At 67.0% G+C, this 20,558-nt stretch carries 17 protein-coding genes; 14 read left to right on the top strand and 3 right to left on the bottom strand.

Annotation, left to right across the window (positions count from 1 at the left end; genetic code table 11):
• Positions 1-12 precede the first annotated feature (12 nt).
• The gene (gene paaG, locus MXB90_RS00085) at positions 13-807 is read right to left on the bottom strand and encodes a 2-(1,2-epoxy-1,2-dihydrophenyl)acetyl-CoA isomerase PaaG (protein WP_250039446.1); all 795 of its coding nucleotides are present in this window, start codon (positions 805-807) and stop codon (positions 13-15) included.
• A gap of 120 nt (positions 808-927) precedes the next feature.
• On the opposite strand from paaG, the gene paaN reads away from it, so the two are divergent.
• The 13 genes from paaN to MXB90_RS00020 all read left to right on the top strand — a co-directional run bounded on the left by paaN (position 928) and on the right by MXB90_RS00020 (position 15,890).
• Complete coding sequence (paaN, locus tag MXB90_RS00080) at positions 928-2,592, top strand: phenylacetic acid degradation protein PaaN (protein ID WP_250039444.1); 1,665 nt, start codon at positions 928-930, stop codon at positions 2,590-2,592.
• A gap of 42 nt (positions 2,593-2,634) precedes the next feature.
• Positions 2,635-3,789, top strand: coding sequence for an ABC transporter substrate-binding protein (locus MXB90_RS00075; protein ID WP_250039442.1), 1,155 nt, complete (start codon positions 2,635-2,637; stop codon positions 3,787-3,789).
• An 89-nt stretch (positions 3,790-3,878) separates the two neighbouring features.
• Entirely contained in the window at positions 3,879-4,751 is an 873-nt protein-coding gene (locus MXB90_RS00070; protein ID WP_250039440.1) for a branched-chain amino acid ABC transporter permease, read from the top strand.
• 2 nt (positions 4,752-4,753) lie between these two features.
• Positions 4,754-5,710 carry a branched-chain amino acid ABC transporter permease gene (locus MXB90_RS00065; RefSeq protein ID WP_250039438.1) on the top strand — a complete coding sequence of 319 codons (957 nt, stop codon included), beginning with the start codon at positions 4,754-4,756 and terminating at the stop codon, positions 5,708-5,710.
• Complete coding sequence (locus MXB90_RS00060) at positions 5,707-6,486, top strand: ABC transporter ATP-binding protein (RefSeq protein WP_250039436.1); 780 nt, start codon at positions 5,707-5,709, stop codon at positions 6,484-6,486. The genes MXB90_RS00065 and MXB90_RS00060 overlap by 4 nt, the downstream gene beginning before the upstream one ends.
• On the top strand, positions 6,473-7,174 hold the full coding sequence (locus MXB90_RS00055; protein ID WP_250039434.1) for an ABC transporter ATP-binding protein: 702 nt from the start codon (positions 6,473-6,475) through the stop codon (positions 7,172-7,174). Before MXB90_RS00060 ends, MXB90_RS00055 begins: the two co-directional genes overlap by 14 nt.
• Before the next feature lies 1 nt (position 7,175).
• Complete coding sequence (locus MXB90_RS00050; RefSeq protein ID WP_250039431.1) at positions 7,176-9,182, top strand: 3-hydroxyacyl-CoA dehydrogenase NAD-binding domain-containing protein; 2,007 nt, start codon at positions 7,176-7,178, stop codon at positions 9,180-9,182.
• An 84-nt stretch (positions 9,183-9,266) separates the two neighbouring features.
• Positions 9,267-9,662, top strand: a complete 396-nt coding sequence (locus MXB90_RS00045; protein WP_250039429.1) for a VOC family protein — start codon at positions 9,267-9,269, stop codon at positions 9,660-9,662.
• Between the two features lie 82 nt (positions 9,663-9,744).
• A complete protein-coding gene (locus tag MXB90_RS00040) occupies positions 9,745-10,863 on the top strand; it encodes a glycosyltransferase family 61 protein (protein WP_250039428.1) in 1,119 nt (372 codons plus the stop codon).
• A gap of 103 nt (positions 10,864-10,966) precedes the next feature.
• Positions 10,967-11,785: a hypothetical protein gene (locus MXB90_RS00035; RefSeq protein WP_250039427.1), complete on the top strand. Its 819-nt coding sequence runs from the start codon at positions 10,967-10,969 to the stop codon at positions 11,783-11,785.
• 5 nt (positions 11,786-11,790) lie between these two features.
• Positions 11,791-13,611, top strand: coding sequence for a glycosyltransferase family 2 protein (locus tag MXB90_RS00030; protein WP_250039426.1), 1,821 nt, complete (start codon positions 11,791-11,793; stop codon positions 13,609-13,611).
• Between the two features lie 40 nt (positions 13,612-13,651).
• Positions 13,652-14,662 (top strand): glycosyltransferase family 2 protein, encoded by a 1,011-nt coding sequence (locus tag MXB90_RS00025; RefSeq protein WP_250039425.1) that lies wholly within the window; start codon positions 13,652-13,654, stop codon positions 14,660-14,662.
• Between the two features lie 10 nt (positions 14,663-14,672).
• Complete coding sequence (locus MXB90_RS00020; protein ID WP_250039424.1) at positions 14,673-15,890, top strand: glycosyltransferase family 61 protein; 1,218 nt, start codon at positions 14,673-14,675, stop codon at positions 15,888-15,890.
• Between the two features lie 6 nt (positions 15,891-15,896).
• On the opposite strand, the gene MXB90_RS00015 is transcribed toward MXB90_RS00020, so the two are convergent.
• Together MXB90_RS00015 and MXB90_RS00010 are read right to left on the bottom strand one after the other, a co-directional pair.
• The gene (locus MXB90_RS00015) at positions 15,897-18,203 is read right to left on the bottom strand and encodes a sulfatase-like hydrolase/transferase (RefSeq protein ID WP_250039423.1); all 2,307 of its coding nucleotides are present in this window, start codon (positions 18,201-18,203) and stop codon (positions 15,897-15,899) included.
• Between the two features lie 39 nt (positions 18,204-18,242).
• Complete coding sequence (locus MXB90_RS00010) at positions 18,243-19,637, bottom strand: hypothetical protein (protein ID WP_250039421.1); 1,395 nt, start codon at positions 19,635-19,637, stop codon at positions 18,243-18,245.
• Between the two features lie 147 nt (positions 19,638-19,784).
• Here MXB90_RS00010 and MXB90_RS00005 point away from each other — a divergent pair, with 147 nt between their 5' ends.
• The gene (locus tag MXB90_RS00005) at positions 19,785-20,465 is read left to right on the top strand and encodes an SOS response-associated peptidase (RefSeq protein ID WP_250039419.1); all 681 of its coding nucleotides are present in this window, start codon (positions 19,785-19,787) and stop codon (positions 20,463-20,465) included.
• Positions 20,466-20,558 lie beyond the last annotated feature (93 nt).

The raw sequence follows: 20,558 nt of genomic DNA, 5'->3' as shown, positions 1-20,558 counted from the left end.
GGGCTACGGGTTTCATTGGCCCCGGAACTCCGGCTTGCGCTTTTCCAGGAAGGCGGTGACGCCTTCGGCGTAATCGGCGCTGCGCCCGGCCTGACGCTGGCAGTCGCGTTCCATGTCTAGCTGGGCATCCAGGCTGTTGGTGGCCGCGGCCTGGATCAGCCGCTTGGTCAGGCCCAGGCCCAGCGTCGGGCCGGCGGCCAGCGATTGCGCCAGCGCGCTGGCCTCGGGCAGCAGGGCCTCATCCTCGACGGCCTTCCAGATCAAGCCCCAGTCGGCGGCCTTCTCGGCCATCAGCGGCTCGGCGGTCAGCGCCAGCGCCTTGGCGCGCGGCTCACCCAGGATGCGCGACAGGCTCCAGGTGCCGCCGGCATCGGGCACCAGGCCGATCTTGGCGAAGGCCTGGATGAATTTCGCCGATTTCGCCGCCAGAACGATGTCGCAGGCCAGCGCGATATTTGCGCCCGCGCCCGCCGCCACGCCGTTGACCGCGCAGACCACCGGCTTTTCCAGTGCCCGCAGCAGGCGCAGCGTCGGGTTGTAGAAGGTTTCCAGCGTATGGCCCAGATCCGGGGCCGGGCCGCCCTTGCGCGGATCGCGGTCGCCAAGATCCTGACCCGCGCAGAACCCGCGCCCCGCGCCGGTCAGCAGGACCGCGCGCACATCGGCATCATCATGCGCGCGCTGCAGCCCGGCGCGCAACGCAAGGTGCATTTCCTCATTGAAGGAATTAAGCTTTTCCGGACGGTTCAGCGTCAGGCGCAGAACGCCATCGTTCAGCGCCACCAGGACTGTGTCGGATTGGGTCATCGGCAATCTCCCCCTCAGGCTCCCCTCAGGCCGCGGGCTGCCCGGCGGCGTGTAAAAAATTTGTTGCATAGTCCGACCGGCCGGTCAATGATAAAGCTGCTTTGTGGAGGAGGCACCGGCATGAGCGAGCTGTTCGACCGTCATCGTGGGCTGTTGGAAGATGCGCTGCGCGCGCTTGAAAGCCGCGGATTCTGGTCGCCTTTTCCAGAGGTTCCAAGCGGCAAGATCTATGGCGAAACGGCCAAGGCCGAAGGCGAGGCCGCCTTTGACGCAGCCCTTGGCGCGCCCTTTGACCTGCCCGGCCACCCCGAATCAGATCGTCTTGGGGCCGAACTGTCGCCCTGGGGCCCGGCTCTGGGAATCACCTATCCCGCGGCGCGACCCGAAACGCTGATCGCCGCATCCCAGGCCGCCGCCGCGCCCTGGGCTGCCGCCAGCCCCGAAACCCGCGTGGGCATCTGCCTGGAAATCCTGGTGCGGCTGAACCGGATCAGCTTCCTGATGGGCAATGCGGTGATGCACACCACCGGGCAGGCCTTTGCGATGGCCTTCCAGGCGGGCGGGCCGCATGCCCAGGACCGCGGGCTGGAGGCGGTGGCGACCGCATGGGCGGAAATGACCCGCACGCCGAAAACCGCGATCTGGGAAAAGCCGCAGGGCAAGGCCGCGCCGCTGGTGATCGAAAAGCACTGGCGCGTGGTGCCGCGCGGGGTGGCGCTGGTGATCGGCTGCAACACCTTCCCGACGTGGAATTCCTATCCCGGGCTGTTTGCCAGCCTGGCCACCGGCAACCCGGTGATCGTCAAGCCCCATCCGGGCGCGGTGCTACCGCTGGCGATCACCGTGCGCATCGCGCGTGAGGTGCTGGCCGAGGCGGGCTTGCCCGCCGATGTGGTGCTGCTGGCCGCCGATGTGCCGTCCGCGCCGATCACCGCCGATCTGGTGCGCGACCCGGCGGTGCGGATCATCGACTACACCGGATCAAATGCCTTTGGCCAATGGGTGCGCGACAATGCCGCGCCGGGCGCGCAGGTCTATACCGAGGAAGCGGGCGTCAATTCCATCGTGATCGCCGCCAGCGATGATTTCGACGGCATGTGCGCCAATATCGCTTTTTCACTGTCGCTGTATTCCGGGCAGATGTGCACCTCGCCGCAGGATATCTTTGTGCCCCGCGACGGGATCGACACCGATCAGGGCCACAAGAGCCTGGATCAGGTCGCCCAGGGCATTGCCGATGCGGTCGATGCGCTGCTTGCCGATCCGGCGCGCGCGTCCGGGGTTTGCGGGGCGATCGCCAACCCGGCCACGCTGGCGCGGGTGGATGGCGCGCGCGCCATGGGCCGCGTGGTGCGTGACAGCGCGCCGATCGCGGGGCAGGGGCGCAGCGCCACGCCCTTGATCGTCACGCTGGACGAAGGCGCCGCCGGTTCGGCCGCGCATGAGGCCGAGTGCTTTGGCCCCGTCGCCTTTGTCGTGCCCGTGGCCGATGCCGAAGCCGGCATCCATGCCGCCGCCGATCTGGCCCGGCGCAAGGGGGCGATCACCGCAGCACTTTATGACACCGACGACGCCCGCATCCTGCGCGCCGCCGATGCCTTTGCGGGGGCAGGCGTGAACCTGTCGGTCAACCTGACCGGCAACATCTTCGTCAATCAAAGCGCTGCGTTCAGCGACTATCATGTCACCGGGGCCAACCCGGCGGGCAACGCAAGCCTGACCGATACCGCCTTTGTCACCGGACGCTTCCGCGTGGCGATGTGGCGGCGACCGAAAGCGGCCTGACCGGGCCGCCTTACTGCAAAGTCCCTGAGGGAGGAGACCAGCATGAAGACCCTGACCACCACTGCCAGCGCCACCGCGCTTGCCACGCTTATGGCCCTGGGCCTGGCGGGCACCGCAATGGCCGAAATCAAGATCGGCGCCTCGGTGTCCGAAACCGGCCCCGCCGCCTTCCTGGGCGACCCCGAGGCCAAGACGCTGAAGATGCTTGTCGAGGACATCAACGCCAATGGCGGCGTCAATGGCGAGAAGATCGAGCTTGTGATCTATGACGACGGCGGCGATCCGAACAAGGCGCGCACCTTCGCCACCCGCCTGGTCGAGGATGACGAGGTCGTCGCCATCGTCGGCGGCACCACCACCGGCACGTCCATGGCGATCATCCCGGTGGCCGAGGATGCCGAAGTGCCCTTCATCTCGCTGGCCGGCGCGATCGAGATCATCGATCCGGTCAAGCCCTTCGTCTTCAAGACCCCGCACACCGACCGCATGGCCTGCGCCAAGATCTTTGAAGACATGCAGAAGCGCGAAATCACCAAGATCGGCATGATCTCGGGGACCGACGGCTTCGGCGCCTCGATGCGCAACCAGTGCCTGTCGATCGTGGGCGATTACGGCATCGAGGTGCTGGCCGATGAAAGCTATGGGCCGCAGGATGCCGACATGACCCCGCAGCTGACCAACGTCAAGGGCAGCGACGGTATCCAGGCGATCCTGAACCCGGGCTTTGGCCAGGGCCCCTCGATCGTGACGCGCAACTATGCGCAGCTGGCGATCGACCTGCCGCTGTATCAGTCGCATGGTGTGGCCTCAAAAGGGTTCATCGAACTGGCCGGGGCCGAGGCCGCCGAGGGCGTGCGCCTGCCGGGCAACGCGCTTCTGGTGCCCGACCTGCTGGCCGAAGATGACCCGCAAAAGCCGGTCGTGACCGCCTACAAGACCATGTTCGAGGACAAGACCGGCACCCCGGTCGGCACCTTTGGCGGCTATGCCCATGACGGGCTGCGCATCCTGGTCGATGCCATCACCCGCGCCGGTTCGACCGAGCCGGTGGCGATCCGTGACGCGATCGAGGCGACCTCGGGTCTGGTGGGGACCACCGGCATCTACACGATGTCGCCCGAGGATCACCTGGGCCTGGACCTGTCCGCCTTCCGGATGCTGGAAATCCGCAACGGCGAATGGACCCTGGTTGAGTAATTCGTGACGGCCCGGCCCGCCGCGTGCGGGCTGGACCTTTCCGCGCCACCCGCGCGGCCCCTGTCCCGCCATCGCCGGAGAGCCTCCCGATGCCCGAACTGATGCAATTCCTACTGTCCGGCGTGACGGTCGGCGCGGTCTACGCGCTGGTCGCGCTGGGTTTCACCATCATCTACAACGCCTCTGACGTCGTGAACTTCGCCCAGGGCGAATTCGTGATGCTGGGCGGCATGATCACCGTCTTCGCCTTCAAGGCGGGGTTGCCGCTGCCGCTGGCGGCGCTGATCGCGGTCGCGGTGACGGCGGCGATCGGGGTGGCGCTGAACAAGCTGGCGATCGAGCCGGCGCGCGGCGCGCCGGTGGTGTCGCTGATCATCATCACGATCGGCGCCTCGATCTTTATCCGCGGTGTCACGCAACTGGTGTTCGACAAGCAGCTGCACCGCTTTCCGGCCTTTTCGGGCGATGATCCGATCCGGGTGCTGGGCGCGACGATCCTGCCGCAAAGCCTTTGGGTGATCGCGGGGGCGCTGGCGGTGTTCGTGGGGCTGTGGCTGTTCTTCACCCGCACGTTGATGGGCAAGGCCATTCTGGCCACGTCCAACAACCGTCTTGCGGCGCAGCTGGTGGGGATCAACACCGCCTGGGTGATGACGCTGTCCTTTGCCATGTCGGCGGGCATCGGCGCGCTGGCGGGCGTTCTGGTGACGCCGATCACGCTGGTCAGCTATGACGTGGGCATCGCGCTGGCGCTGAAGGGCTTTGCCGCGGCGATGCTGGGCGGCATGGGCAACCCCAAGGGCGCGCTGGTGGGCGGCATCCTGCTGGGCCTGCTTGAGGCGCTGACCGCAGGCTACATTTCCAGCCAGTACAAGGACGCGGCGGCCTTCATCGTGATCCTTGCGGTGCTGTTTGCCATGCCGCAGGGCCTGTTTGGCAAGAAATCCACGGATCGGGTGTGACCATGAAGCTGAGCAACAAGCAAGCGACCCTTCTGGTGCTGGCGCTGCTGATCGCCATCACCCCGTTCTTCTTCCCCTCATCCTACTATTACCGCGTCGGATCGTTGATCTTCGTGAACGGCATCGCGGTGACAGGGATGGTCATCCTGATCGGCTATGCCGGCCAGATCAGCCTGGGCCATGCGGGCTTTGCCGGGATCGGCGCCTATACCTGCGCGCTGGCGCCGGTGCATCTGGGCCTGCATCCGGGGTTGGCGCTGGTGCTGGGGGCGGTGATTTCGGCGGCGATGGCCTGGCTGATCGGGCGGCCGATCCTGCGGCTGAAGGGCTATTATCTGGGCGTGGCCACGCTGGGCTTTGGTATTCTGGTGTCGATGGTTCTGGCCAATGAACGCGACATCACCCGTGGTCCCGACGGGATCGAGGTGCCTGATCTGGGCCTGCGCGGTCTGCTGAAGGACATGGGCCTGAACCTGAACAATTCCGAATTCTGGTATGGCTTCACCGGCCTTGCGCTGTTGCTGGGGGCCTGGCTTGCGCTGAACCTGTTCAACAGCCCCACCGGCCGGGCGCTGCGCGCGCTGCACGGGTCGGAAATTGCCGCGCGCACCGTGGGTGTTGATGTGGCCCGGCTGAAGCTGCAGGCCTTCGTGATCTCGGCGGTCTATGCCTCGGTCTCGGGGTCGCTTCTGGCGCTGCAGAACAAGTTCATCACCCCCGATGTCGCGGGCTACATGCACTCGATCGAAATGGTGACGATGGCGGTTCTGGGCGGCGCGGGATCGGTGCTGGGCGCGATCTTCGGCGCCGGCATCCTGACGATGCTGCCGCAGGTTCTTACGGTCTTTGCCGAATATGAACAGCTGATGTTGGGTCTGGTGATGATGCTGGTGATGATCTTCATGCGCGAAGGGCTGCTGCCCTCGGTCCTGCGCCTGATCCGGGGGAGGGGTGAATGAGTCTTCTGCAAGTAGAAGGGCTGGGCATCGAATTCGGCGGCGTGCGCGCCGTCCACGATGTCAGCTTCGCCATGAAACCGGGCGAGATCGTTTCGGTCATCGGGCCCAACGGCGCAGGCAAGACTACGCTGTTCAACATGATCTCGGGCGTCTATCTGCCCGGCTCGGGCCGGGTGAAGCTGGACGGCGAGGATGTCACCGGCATGAGCCCGCATCTTCTGGCGCGCCGGGGCCTGTCGCGCACCTTCCAGAACCTGCAGATCTTTCAGCAGATGACGGTGCTGGAAAATGCGATCGCGGGCTATCACCTGCAGGAAAGCGGGCATCTGCTGGCCGATCTGCTGAACCTGCCGTCCTCGCGCCGCCGGGCGCAGGTCGCGCGCGAAGGGGCGCAAAAGCTGCTTGAACGCGTGGGCCTTGGTCGCGCCGGCGAACAAGAGGCGGGCAACCTGTCCTATGGCGCGCTCAAGCGGTTGGAAATCGCGCGCGCGCTGGCGCTGAAGCCGCGGGTGCTGTTGCTGGATGAACCGGCGGCGGGCTGCAACGCGGTCGAGACCGAAGAGATCGACCACCTGATCGCCGAGGTCGCCGCCGAGGGCGTGGCGATCCTGCTGGTCGAGCATGACATGAAGATGGTCATGCGCATTTCCAACCATATCGTGGTGCTGGACCATGGCGAGAAGATCGCCGAGGGCGACCCGGCCACGGTCAGCCGCAACCCCGATGTGATCGCGGCCTATCTTGGAACGCAGGAGGCTGCCGATGCTGACGGTTGAAGGGCTGCGGTCGCGCTATGGCCGCATCGAGGTGTTGCACGGCATCGATCTGGCCGTGAATTCGGGCGAAATCGTCACCGTCGTGGGCGCCAATGGCGCGGGCAAGACCACGCTGTTGCGCTGTATCTCGGGGGTGCAGCCGGTCACGGGCGGGGCGATCACCTTCCGGGGCGACGTCATTACCACCGTGCCGGGCTTCAAGCGCCTGCGCCGGGGGCTGGCACAATCGCCCGAGGGGCGACAGATATTCACCAACCTGACGGTTGAGGAAAACCTGCGGCTGGGCGCGTTCCTGTTTTCCGATGACCGGGTGGACCGCGACATGGAAGACGCCTTCCAGATGTTCCCGATCCTGAAACAGAAACGCAATCAGGCGGCGGGCGGCCTGTCGGGCGGGCAACAGCAGATGCTGGCGATCGCGCGCGCGCTGATGGGGCGGCCGTCGTGCCTGTTGCTGGATGAACCCTCGATGGGGCTGGCGCCGATCCTGGTGCAGCAGATCTTCGATGTGGTCAGCGGGCTGAAGAAACTTGACGTCACCGTGCTTCTGGTTGAACAGAACGCGTTCGGCGCGCTGAAGATCGCCGATCGCGGCTATGTCATGGAGACGGGCCGCATCAGTATGGAAGGGCCGGCGGCCGAATTGATCGCCGATCCACGTATCCGCGAAGCCTATCTGGGGATTTGACATGACCGTATCCATCGCGCGCGAAGGCACAATTGCCGTCGTCACCATCGACAACCCGCCCGTCAATGCGCTGTCGCAGGCGCTACGGCAGGGGCTTTGGGATGCGGTGGGCGCGCTGGATGCGGACCCCGATATTCGCGCGGTTGTGCTGATCTGCGCGGGGCGGACCTTCATCGCGGGCGCCGATGTCAGCGAATTCGGCAAGCCGCCGATGGAACCGCATCTGCCCGATCTGGTTGCCCGGATTGAAACCGCCGCCAAGCCCTGGATCGCCGCGATCCACGGATCGGCGCTGGGCGGCGGGCTTGAGGTGGCCTTGGGCTGTCGCTTCCGCGTGGCGGTGCCGTCGGCGGCGCTGGGCCTGCCCGAGGTGACGCTGGGCATCGTGCCGGGCGCGGGCGGAACGGTGCGCACCCCGCGCCTTGTCGGCGCCGTTGAGGCGGCGGCGATGGCAACTTCGGGCAAGCCGGTCAAGGCGGCCCGGGCGTTGGCGATCGGCCTGATCGACCAGATCATTGACGGCGATTTGCGCGCGGGCGCGGTGGCCTTTGCCGAAGCCGCGCTGAACGCGCCGCTGCCCGCGCCGGTTTGCGCGCGCGATCCTGCGCCTGCGCCCGAAGGCTTCTGGGCCGCGCAAGAGGCCGCCGTGGCCAAGGCTGCCAAGGGCGCAGTGGCGCCGCTGCGGGCGCTTGACTGTGTAAAACGCGCCGTCACCGGCGATTTCACCGCCGCCATGGCCTTTGAGCGGGAAACCTTCCTGGATCTGCGCGGATCGGATCAGGCCGCGGCGCTGCGCCATGTGTTCTTTGCCGAACGGGCCGCACCGCGCCCGTCCACGCTCAAGGATGTGACCGCGCGCCCGATTGCGACCACCGCCGTGATCGGCGGCGGCACGATGGGCGCGGGCATCGCCGCGGCGCTGCGCGATGCGGGTCTGCCGGTGGTGCTGATCGAACGCGATGATACGGCGGTCGCCCGTGGTCTGGCCAATCTGGGCGCGATCTATGACGGCGCGGTCAAGCGCGGCCGCCTGTCCGAGGCGCAGGCCGCCGATCGCATGGCCGGGGTGACCGGCACCACCGATTATGCCGCGCTGGCCGATGTCGATCTGGTGATCGAGGCGGTGTTCGAGGAAATCGGCGTCAAGCGCGCGGTCTTTGCCGAGCTGGGCCGGCTGTGTCGCCCCGATGCGATCCTGGCAACCAACACATCCTATCTGGACCCGCGCGCCATTGCCGAAGGGCTGCCCCATCCCGACCGCTTCATCGGGCTGCATTTCTTCAGCCCGGCCAATGTGATGAAGCTGCTGGAAATCGTGCCCACGGCTGATACCGCGCCGCAGGTGCTGGCCAGCGGCTTCGCGCTGGCGCGCAGCCTGGGCAAGATGCCGGTGCAGGCGGGGATCTGCGATGGTTTCATCGGCAACCGCATCCTGAAACGCTATCGCGCCGCGGCCGAGGCGCTGGTCCGCGAGGGCATCGCCATTGCCGAGGTGGATGCGGCGATGCGCGGCTTTGGCCTGGCGATGGGCCCGTTTGAGGCACAGGATCTTGGCGGGCTCGACATCGCCTTCCTGCAACGCGAGGGCGCGCGCGCCCGCGGCGAAGACGTGCCAGAGATGCTGGGCGACATTCTGGTGCGCGCGGGCCGCAAGGGGCAAAAGACCGGCGGCGGTTGGTATGACTATGCCCCGGGGGACCGCAAGCCTGTGCCCTCGGACACGGTGGCGGGGCTTTTGGCCGCGCAGATCACCCCCGGCGCGGGCATGGACCGCGCGGCCATCGCGGCGCGGCTGGTCGCCGAGATGGCCGAGGAAGGCGCCGCGATCCTGGCCGAGGGCATCGCGCAGAAATCCTCGGATATCGATCTTGTGAAGATCCACGGCTATGGCTTCCCGCGCTGGCGCGGCGGGCCGATGTTCCACGCGATCCGGCGCGGGATCGACGGGCTGACGCAGGATCTGGGCCGCGCGCCCGCGCCGGCGCTTGCGGCGCTGATCCAGCGCTAGGCGGGCCTGAGGCGCGGTGCCGGGGCTTGTCCCCCGCGCCGCGCCGGTCTATCGCCACGCTGTTTTCGCAACCGGAGGGTTCCGATGGCCAAGGCCATTCACAGCATGATCCGCGTTCTGGATGAAGAACGCTCGGTCCAGTTCTACCACCGCGCCTTCGGGCTGACCGTCGCCGAGCGGATGGATTTCGACGCCTTCACGCTGGTCTATCTGTCCAATCCCGAAACCGCGTTCGAACTGGAACTGACGATCAACAAGGGCCGGACCGTGCCTTATGATCTGGGCGATGGCTATGGCCATCTGGCCGTTTCGGTCGACGATCTGGCGGCGGAACATGCGCGCCTGACCGCCGCGGGCCTGGCGCCGCGCCAGATCGTCGATTTCGCGCCCGGCGGGCAGGTGATCGCGCGGTTCTTCTTCATCGCCGATCCCGATGGCTATCAGATCGAGGTGTTGCAGCGCGGCGGCCGCTATCTGTGACCCGCGCCAAGGTGGATTGAGCGCGCGGGCCGGATCGGGCACAAGGGGCGCGTAAACGTTGCCCTGTTACCCCGGAGCCCGCATGCGCTTTGACCCCGATCTGCCGCTGGCCGCGCGTGTCCGCATCGTCGAAAATGCCCTGATCGTGCCCTTTGGCGCGGGCAAGGCGGGTGGCATCCGCCGCCCCGCGGGCGTTTATGACGCCGATGGCACCTATCTGGCCGATGGGCAGTGCTTTCGCAATTCGCGCCAGCCCACGACAGTTGCGCCGGAAGGCCCGCCGCCCGTGCCCGAAGGCGACCCGCTGCCGGGGCTGTGGCTTTATGGCGGGATGCTTTATAACCATTTCGGCCATTTCCTGCTGGAATCCACCGGCCGGTTGTGGGCCGCGGGGATGGTTGAGGAAAAGGTCCGGGGCGAGTTGTTCTTGCTGAAAAAGCAGGTCACGCGCCCCAACCGTTTTATTCGCCCGTTGCGCCCGATGCTGTCGCTGTTCGGCGCGCGCCCCAAACGCGCGCAGGGCGTGATCGCGCCGCTGCGGGTGGAACGGCTGGTGCTGGCGCCGCAGGGGTTTGGCACCGGCGACATGATCGCCGCCTGCCCGGAATTCCGCGCCCATGTCAAACGCCATCTGGGCCGCACCATCGCGCCCGACGGGCCAGAACGCATCTATATCTCGCGCACGCGGCTGTTTTCGAAACGCGGGCGGTATTTCGGCGAGGCGCATCTGGAACGCCTGTTCCAGGCCGAGGGCTACAGCATCTATCACCCCCAGGAACACCCGGTCGAGGCGCAGATCGCGCAATACAAGGCCGCCAAGGTGATCGTGTCCAGCGATTCATCCGCCCTGCATCTGGCCGCCTTCTTTGCCGGGCCGCAGGATCGCGTGGGCATCATCCTGCGCCGGCCCGGCGACACGATCGCGGATTACCTGACCCAGTATCGCCATTTCGCCGGGCTGGAGCCCGATGTGATCAACGCCTTGTCGGGACGCTATTACCAGTTCGCGGGCGCCAAGTTGTCACAGATGAGCGAGATCTATGCCGAACTGGATTTTCCCGCGCTGGGCCGCGATCTGGCCGCGCGGGGGTTCATTGACGCGCCCGATCGCTGGGGGCCGCTGCCGCCCGGCGCGATCGATGCCGAACGGGCCGATCTGGCCGCGCGGCTTGGCACGCAGATCGTGCCGATGGCGGGCTGATGGCCCCATCACAAGGCTTTTCCGGGCGCCCCGATTGGTCTATGCCTGCGGCGTCTGTCGTGTTTGCGCCGCGTTCGGCGCGCTGTTATCCGGGTACCCGCGCATGAATCTGTCCCGCCGTCCTGTCGCCTCGCTCTGGATCGGGCCGAAGCTTCACTATCTTAACCAGCTTTGCCTGAAGTCGCATCTGCGGCACGGCCATCCGGTGACGCTTTATTGCACCGATGCGGTCGACAATGCGCCCGAGGGGGTGCAGATCCGCCCCGCCACCGAGATCATGGATATCGACATGACCCTGGTCGCGGCGACCTCGGCCTCGTTCCTGTCGAATGTGTTTCGCTACAAGATGATCCGCAAGACCGGCGCGCTGTGGATCGATTGCGACGCCTTCTGCTACAAGCCCTTTCCCGAGGAATGGGACTATGTCTTTGCCGGGCACGGCATGCGCGGGGCGCTGAACTGCGGGGTGGTGGGGCTGCCGCAGCATTGCGCGCTGATGGATCAGCTGCTGGATTACTATGACAACCTGCCCGATTATCCCGCCTGGTGGAACAAACGCCAGCGCAAGCAGATGGACAAGCTGCGCGAAAAGGGCGGCATGAGCCATGGCGAGATGATCTACAAGACCGAGCGCACCGCCTTTGGCCCGCAGGCCTTCACATGGTTCGCCCAGCAGACCGGCGATATCGAAAAGGCGATGACGCCCGATGTTCTGTATCCGGTGCCGTTTCAGCTGAACGATGTGTTCTTTGATCCCTATGGCCGGGTTGAAGGGCATTTCACCGACCAGACCGTCAGCGTGCATCTGTATACCAACGGCACCAAGCCCTGGTGGCGCAAGAACCCGCCGCTGCCCAATTCCTACGTCGCGCGCATGTGCGCCGAGGTCGGGATAAACCCGGACGCGGCGCTGGAAGACTAGGCCCGATGGCGCTGGCCCGGCATTCAAGCCCGCACGGCACCGTGATGGCGGTGTCGATGATGAAGGATGAGGCGCCGTTCCTGCTGGAATGGTTCGCCCATCATCTGGCCGTGGGGTTTACCGATATCCTTGTCTACACCAACGACTGCACCGACGGCACGGTCGAGATGCTGCAGCGCCTTGAGGAACTGGGCCTGGGCTATCACCGTCACAATGTGATCCCTGCGGGGATCAAGCCCCAGCCCTCGGCGCTGGCCCATGCCGAGGCCGAGCCGCTGGTGGCGGCGGCCGATTGGGTGATGGTGTTCGATGCCGATGAATTCCTGTGCATCAACCACCCCTCGGGCACGATCGACGGGATGCTGGATGATGCGGTGGCGCGCGGGGCCAATGGTATCGTCATCACCTGGCGCATCTTTGGGTCGGGATTTGTGGTGGACTGGTCGCGCGACCCGGTGACCGAGCAATATCTGTATGCAGCCCCGCCGCTGTGGCGCATGGGCTGGGGCGTCAAGACGCTGTTCAAATACGACCCCGAATACTGGAAGCTGGGCATCCACCGCCCCAAGATCCGCAACAAGCACATCGACACCGGCTTTCCCGATCAGGTGCATTGGCTGAACGGATCGGGTCAGCCGATGGAGGATTACTTCCGCTTTCGCGGCTGGCGGTCGATCCGGCGCACGCTGGGCTATGACTGGGCGCAGCTGAACCATTATGCGGTGAAATCGGTGGACAGCTATGCGATCCGCAAGTTCCGCGGCAACGTCAACAACAAGAAAGACAAATACAACGCCGATTACTGGGCGCTGCAGGACCGCAATGAGGTGCGCGACGACAAGATTCTGCGCCATGCCGCGCGGCGGCGCGATATCATGGCGCAGCTGTTGGCCGATCCGGTGCTGGCGCGGCTGCATTATGCGGCGCTGGACCGGGTTGAGGCGCGGCTGGCCGAATACAAGCAGACCGAGGCCTATGCCGAGTTGAAGGCGGGGCTGCTGGCCGCGGGCCAGGTGCCGATCACCCAGGTCACCGCCAAGCCGCCGCAGCCGCGCGATCCGCTGAAGATCGCGGCGCTGATGTCCGATGTCGAAAAGCGCGCGCGCGCCCGCCCCATCGCGGAGCGGCGCACCAAACCGTCCGAGGAATTCGGCGATCTTGCTGGCAGCCCCTTTCTGCCCGGCCCGGTTGATTTCGGTCTGCCGGTGGCGCTGGAACAGGTGGACAACCGCGGCATCACCGTGCCCGCCGATCCGCGTCTGTTCGCCCCCGACGCGCTGGAGGCGCTGCGCGCGGGCAAGTTCGAACGCCGCGCCGCGCGTTACATCGCCGCCCAGACCGAAGGCTGCGCGCGGCTGCTGGAGGCGACGGGCGGTTTTGGTCTGGTCGCGATGATGGGCTTGCGCGCCCATCCGGGGCTGCAGGCGATGGTGCAAGGCGCGCGCGCCGATCTGATTGCCTTTTCCCGCCAGGTGGGCGCGCAGAACGGCCTGTCGGACCGGCTGCGCCATGCCACGGGCCCGCTGGTGCTGGCAGGGGATGATCCGGCCAGCGGCGCGCGGGGGCTGGCGCACTGCCTGGCCGATTTCCGCCCCGACGTTCTGCGCCTGTCTGCCTGCGCGCTGGAGGCGGCGATGGTGCGGCCCGACTGGCTTGCGCTCCTGCGCCGCGTGATCCTGCTGCCCGAGGGCGCAAGTGAACAGGGGCTGGCCAACTGGGACAGGCTACTGTCCGACGCCGGCCTGCGGCGGGGGGGCGCAGAGGACGCGCCGGCAGGCTGGGTCTATCGACGCGACCCGGTGGGGCGCGGGGCGGAACAGGCATAGGAACGCGGCGCCACGGCGCCGGTGCAAGGGGTTTGGTGCGATGATGCTTGGTGAAAAGGTTCTGATCGTTGCGACGATGAAGAACGAAGGGCCCTATGTACTGGAATGGGTGGCGCATTATCTGGCGCTGGGCGTGGACGGGATCCTGGTCTTCACCAATGACTGCGACGACCTGACCGACCGGATGCTGGACCGGCTGGAACGGATCGTGCCGGTCTATCACCGCCCCAACCCCAAAGCCCTGATGCCCGACCGGGGCAACTGGCATGTGATGGCGCTGCGCTATGCGCGGATGTTCAACATCTATCGCGATGCCGACTGGATCTATCACACCGATGCCGATGAGTTGCTGCAGATCTTCCCGGGCGAAGGTCATCTGGATGATTTCATGGCCGCCGCACAGGACCGCGCGGGTCGCTTTGATGCGGTATCCTTCACCAGCACACCGTTTTCCAGCGCGGGCATCCTGACCTTGCAGGATCGCCCTGTTGCCGAACAATTCACCCAGCTCAGCAAGGGCTATGCAAAGGCGCGGGCCGAGGGCCGGGTCTTGATGAACGCGATCAAGACGATGTATCGCAACGACGTGCCTTTTGACCTGCGCCGCAATCATCGCCCCTTGATGAAGGGGTTTTTGCGCGCGGGTCATGTCTGGATCGACGGCAGCGCCAATGTGCTGGGGCCGGACTTTACCGATGGCAAGGACAAGGCCATCGAGGCGATGACCAGCACCGATCTGGCCCAGTTCAATCACTATGCGATCAAATCGGCCGAGGCGTTTCTGGTCAAGCTGGACCGGGGCGATGCCATGGGGCTGGACCGCCTGCAACGCAGCCATCGGTATTGGCAGGGCTATAACGGCGCCGGTGACCCCGAACCGCGCTTTGCCACGATGCGCCCCGCCACACGGCGGATTTATGAGGAGCTGAAGGCCGATCCGCAACTGGCCGAAATGCACGCGCAATCCTTTGCCATCCACAAGGCCAAGGCCGCGCGCATGCGCCAAAGCCCGGATTGGGCGGGCATTGTGGCGCGGCTGGGCCTTGGCTGAGGTGCCTGTCATGACGGGGCAGGCGCAGATGCCGGAAAAGCTGGTATTGCACCCGGACCGCAGCATTGCCGATCAGGTGTTGCGGCTTGCGGACGCGGTTCTGGTGCCCGCGCTTCGGCAACGAACCCCTTGGGTGGTGGACGCGGGGCTTTTCGATCAGGCGGGGCAGCCGGTGCCTTTGGCACAGGGCTGGCATTCCGCGACCAATCGCGCCACCCGCTTCCCCCCGTTTCCTGCCCAGGTGTCCGAACGCCGCAATGGGCGCTATCTGTTCCTTGGCCATTACCACCCACAATTCGGCCATTTTCTGCTGGAGACGACGGCCCGGCTGTGGCACCTGCACCATGCCCCCGACAGCTACGATGGGGCGATCGTTCTGCATCAGCCCGGTGCCGATCTGGCACGGATCGAGGACATGCTTGGCCGGTTCATGGCCTTGTGCGGTTGGAAGATGCCCCCCTTGCTGAAAGCGGATGGGCCGCTGCGTCTGGGTCAGGTCGTGGTGCCGATGCAGGGCTGTGGCGCGCTGACGCTAATGGAGGCGACACCGGAATACCGCGCGATGATCCATGATCGTTTTGCCGCGGATATCGCGCCCAAGGGGCACAGGAAGATATATATCTCGCGCACCGGGCTGGATCATCCCCACGGCAGTCTGATCGAGGAAGACCGGCTGGAACAGCTTTTGCAGGCCGAGGGCTTCGTGCCCTATCATCCGCAGCACCACAGCATGGAAGACCAGATCGCGCAATACAAGGCCGCCGAGGTCATCGCGGGCGTCGATGGATCGGCCTTCCATCTGGTGGCACTGGTGGTGCGCGCACATCAGCGCGTGGTGCTGTTCCAGCGCCGCCCCGCGCCCGAGGTGTTCTTGCAGGCGGGCCAGCTGACCAGATTTGGCGCAGGCCAGGTCGCGGTGATCAATGCCCGACCGATGGGCTGGTCGCCTGCGGGTGTGCGCCGATCGGCCTTGTCGGTGTTCGGGGTCGCCGATTTTCCGCAGGCTGGGCGGCAACTGGCCGATCTTGGCCTGATCGCGGACCCTGCTCCCTGGACCGAGACACCCCGGGAAGAGCTGCGCAGCCGTCTGCGCGCGATCGGTGCGCGACTGGGCGCGGATATGTATGAGGTCCAGCGCCCGGGCGAGTCGCTGGCCGATTTGCCCCTGCGCAGCCATCCGCGGCGGATCCGGCTTTACCCCCGCCGCCGCTGGCGCGGGAATGACTGACCCCCGCTAGCCCCGCATCTCGACCTGGCGCAGGATATCCGTGCCCTCGGGGGCGTCGGTAATGATCAGGCAGGATGTGCCGTGCGACAGCATCACGCCGCCCTCGGGCAGGGGGCGCAGGTCGGGGCGGGCGGGCCAGCGGGTCAGGTCATAGCGCTGCGCGGGGTCCCAGCCGGTCAGCGCTACCGTGGCGCCGTAATCCAGTTCCAGCCGTTTCGCCCCGGGGCCGGCGGTGATGCGGTTGGGGCCGGGGCCGATGTGCAGCCGGTGGTCGCCCTCGGCCAGGGTGATCCGGTTGCGCCCCGGGCCTGTGTGAATTTCGGACGCGCCCTCGCCATCCTCGATCACGTCATTGCCGGGGCCGGCGTGGATCAGGTTGCGCCCGGTGCCGCCGCGGATCAGGTCATCGCCCGCGCCGCCCTGCAGCGTGTCATTGCCGCGCCCGCCGATCAGCGTGTCATTGCCCGATCCGCCGTAAAAGGCGTGGCGATCCTTGGGCCGCTTGCCGGTGGCGATCAACAGGTCATCGCCCTCGCCGCCGAAGAATGTGGCGCCGCCGTATTTCGGGCCGGTCATCACATCATCGCCGTTCGACCCCACCACATGCACCGCCACGCGTTCCGAGGTTTCGAACCGGAACGGGCTGTCGGGATGGGCCACGATGCGCAGCGTCTTGCCTGCGCGGGGGGTGGTGCCTTCGGTGCGGGCGACGACGGTGGCGATGCGCAGTTCCTCGACATGGGGGGGCATGTGCAGGGTGAAATCGTCGGGCCCGCCCAGATACCACAGCACATCATGCCCGCCATCGGCGGTTTCGCTGATGTTTTCCGCAGCCGCCCCATAGGCCCAGTAGTGGTTGTCCCCCGCGCCGCCCGCCAGCACGACCGAGCCATCGACCGCCAGCATCGCATTGACGCCCGCAGCGGGGTTTTCATGCCCGCGCAGATCCAGCCCCAGATCCAGCGCGCCACGGACCAGTTCGTCGCGCAGCCGGTCCAGCGGCGCAGTCTCGGCCAGGTTCTGCGTCTCGCCGGGGTCGGCCACGATGTCATAGACATGTTCCTCCCCGTTCGGATAACGGAAATAGCGCAGGTGGCACAGATCGGGCGCCGTGGGGCGCACCGACAGCGTGCCAAAGACCGAGGTGACGGGCGATTTTGTCCGGTCATAGCTGCCGAAACTGTCGTCGATCAGCGGCAGCAGGCTTTGCCCCGACACCCAGTCCGCCCGGCGCGGCAGGCCGGCCAGGTCCAGGATCGTGCAGGGCAGGTTGTGCAGCGAAACCGGCAGATCGACGACCTGCCCGGCCGTCATCCGCGGGTTCCAGATGCACAGCGGCACGTGGGCGGCGCTGTCCCACTGGCTCATCTTGTGGAAACTGTCGTGATTGCCCAGGTTGAAGCCGTTGTCGGACAGGAAGATCACGGTGGTATTGCCGCCCAGGGGCGATGCCGCGAGCGCATCAAGAAACCGGCCGATTTCGTGATCGACATGCGAACAGGCCGCGAAATAGGCCCGCACGACCTGGCGCCAGCCCTCATCCCCGGCTTTTTCCGGGGTCCAGTTGCCATTGGCGATATAGGCGGCCTCATAGACGGCAAAGCCGGGTTGGGGGCCGTGAAAATCCTCGGGCGCGGCGATCGAGGGCCAGCGGATCGCGGCCGGATCATACATTTGGTAGAACCGGTCGGGACATTCCAGGTTCATATGCGGGTGCTTGAAGCCCAGCTGGATCAGGTGGCGCCGGGCCGGATCGGCGCGTTTCAGGTGGTCGATGGCATTTTGCGCCACCCAATAGTCATAGAAGCGGTCATCCTGCGACCCGTCGTCATCGGGATGGTTGATCCCGGCGATGCCCGGCCCCTTGCCGCCCAGATAGTCCTTGACGCCCCGGCGCCGGCCCCGGTCGGATGCCTCGGGCTCTTCGTGGAACAGGATGCGGCGATAGGCCTCGGGCATGGGTTTGTAATTGCTGTCCACCTTGCCGGTGGTGAAATTGTAAAACCCCGCGCGGCGCAGGTCATAGGCCCAGGCGCGTTCAGGCGGCATCACATCGCGCCAGAAGCGGTTCAGATCGACCAGCCCCGTGCGATAGGGCGACAGGCCGGTGGCGATTTCCGCCCGGCAGGGGGCGCACAGCGGCACAGTGGCATAGGTATTGGCAAAGCGCACCCCCTGCGCCATCAGCCGGTCGATATTGGGGGTCTGGATCGTCACCCCGAAGGCATCGCGCCACGTGAAGATGTCGATCATGTCATCGACCCAGATCAGGCAGATGTTGTCGGTGCGGATCGTTTCGCGGTCAAAGGCCATGATCGTGGCTCCTGCGAAGGGGGGTGGGGCGGCGCATGATCATCCGCGGATCACAAGGCTTGCGGGCAGCGCCCAGCGGTGCAGCGTTCCGCCCGCGGCACCGGGGCTGGTTCCGGAATCCGGCGCAGGCGCGGACCAGTCGTCGCGCAGCGCGCCGCAGGCGGGGCCAAAGCCCCCGCCGGGGCCGGCAAAGGTGTGGCGCGCACGGGGCGGCCCGCCGGTCGCGTAATCCAGCCGCAATTCTGTCGCGCCGGGGCTGGGCAGCAGCGGCCCATCGGGGCGGATCAGCACCGCGCCCGGATCATCGGGCGCCAGCGTGACCGAGGCGATCCCGGCCCCGGTGCCCGCAAGCGCAAAGCCCGCCGCGGGGCCTGCGTCGAACGGGTCGGCCGGGTCGATCCGCAGCGGCCCCAGCGTCTTGAAGGTGGCGCGGATCACCCCGTCGTGGCGTTCCGCCAGGCACAGCAGCGGGCAGGCCCAGTCCTTTCGGGCCAGATCGGCGTCCAGGGCATGGGCCTCGATCGCGGCGCGGGCGGCCTGGGCCTGCGGTGTGGGCTGGCCCAGATCGTCCTGCGCGAACATATAGCCCGGTGCCGCCACGATCAGCTGATGCACACCCGGGCGCAGGATCAGCCGGTGCATCCCTTCGATCGCGGCGCGGTTCGCGGCTGCGTCATGCTGCCACCAGGTGCCGCAATCGGCCACCGCCAGAAAGCGCGTCCGCCCCAGATTGCGTCCCGCCAGCTGCGCCGCGATCGCATCCAGCTGTGCCAGCGCGGCACGGTGAAAGGCATCGGCATCGCCGGGCGCCTGATCGGGGCCGGGGGCCACGCGCAGCGCCAGCAGCCGCGCGGGACGGTTCAGCGCGCGCGCCAGCGCCGCCAGCCGGTCCAGCCGGTCGGCCAGCGCGGCCAGCGGTTGCGCCAGAAGGTCCGGCCCCGCCGCGCCAACCGGGGCGGGCGCGATCATATCATGCCCGCTCACGATCAGCGGCAGCGCGCGAAAACCCGCATGGCGCGCGCCCAGCAGCGCGTCGGCCAGCGCGCTTTCCCCCGATGTTTCGCGCAGGTTGCGCAGGATCCGGTCCGGCTCATCCGGGTCGGGCGGGGGGGCGGTCACGACATGATGGGCAAAGGCCGGCGCGCCGGGGAAGGTGGTGGCATGACGCCCGCCGCCAAGCCCGAACAGGCCCAGCACCGCGCCCCCGGTTTCCGCCACGATCCCGCCGCCGGTCACCGGGCGCAGATAGCGCCGCGCGCCCCCGGGCGCCCCGGCCAGGCGGGCCTGAAAGCGCAGCCAGTCGCCCGCGCGCTGCAGGTCCCAGGCGTCGATATCGCCCAGCAGGGCCGGATCAAGCCAGCCCGTCGCCCCGCCATCCCCTGTCACAGGGGGGGCATCGCCCGCGGCATCGGGGGAACACTCGTGCGGGGGCATTGCCGCTCCTTGCCAATCGTTACCGGGCGATCTTTAGGCCATTCGCCGTGACAGGTCAAAGCCCGCGCCGGGTGGTGGGCTGGCGCGGGCGGTGCGGCTGCGGCAGGATGGAACGGCGGGGGGCGCGGCAAGGGGAAGGGGCCAGGGATGTGCGGACGATTCGCGATCACGCTGCCGGTGCAGACCATGGCGGGGATCTTTGCGGCGGTGCCCTCAAACGACGTGCCGGATGGCGCGCGCTACAATGTCTGCCCGACCCAGCAGGTGGCGGTCTGCACCGCCGATGGGCCGGACGGCGGCCGGCGGTTGCGCGCGATGCGCTGGGGCTTTGTCCCGCACTGGTATGACACGCCCGGCGGCGGGCCGCTGTTGATCAATGCGCGGTCCGAAAGCGTGGCGCAAAAGCCCGCTTTCCGCGCGGCAGTGCGCGAACGGCGCTGCCTGATCCCGGCGGACGGGTTTTACGAATGGCACAAGGCCGCGGGTGGCGCGCGCCTGCCCTGGTATGTGACCCGCGCCGATGGCGCGCCGATGGTCTTTGCCGGCATCTGGCAGGATTGGGACCGGGGCGATCAGCACCTGACCGCCTGCGCCATCCTGACCACGCCTTCGGGCCCCGATATCGCGCATATCCACGACCGCGCGCCCCTGATCCTGGACCCCGGTGCCTGGGCGAAATGGCTGGGCGAGGCGGGGCCCGGCGCCGCGCGTCTGATGCAGCCGCCGCCCGTGGGCAGGCTGGTGGCCCATCGCGTCGGGGTCGCGGTGAATTCCAGCCGCGCCCAGGGGCCGGATCTGCGCGCGCCCTTGCCCGACGCCGCGATCTAGGCGCGCGGCCCTTGCGCGGAGATGCCGTAACAGGGCTCGACCCGAATGGCGTCGTTGTGAGTTGATCGACCGTTTGATGTGAGGTGTCGTTGC

This window comes from Phaeovulum molybdatiresistens (assembly GCF_023544865.1).
In the GTDB taxonomy this organism is placed as follows: Bacteria; Pseudomonadota; Alphaproteobacteria; order Rhodobacterales; family Rhodobacteraceae; genus Pontitalea.
This window is presented reverse-complemented; position numbering and strand designations above follow the sequence as displayed.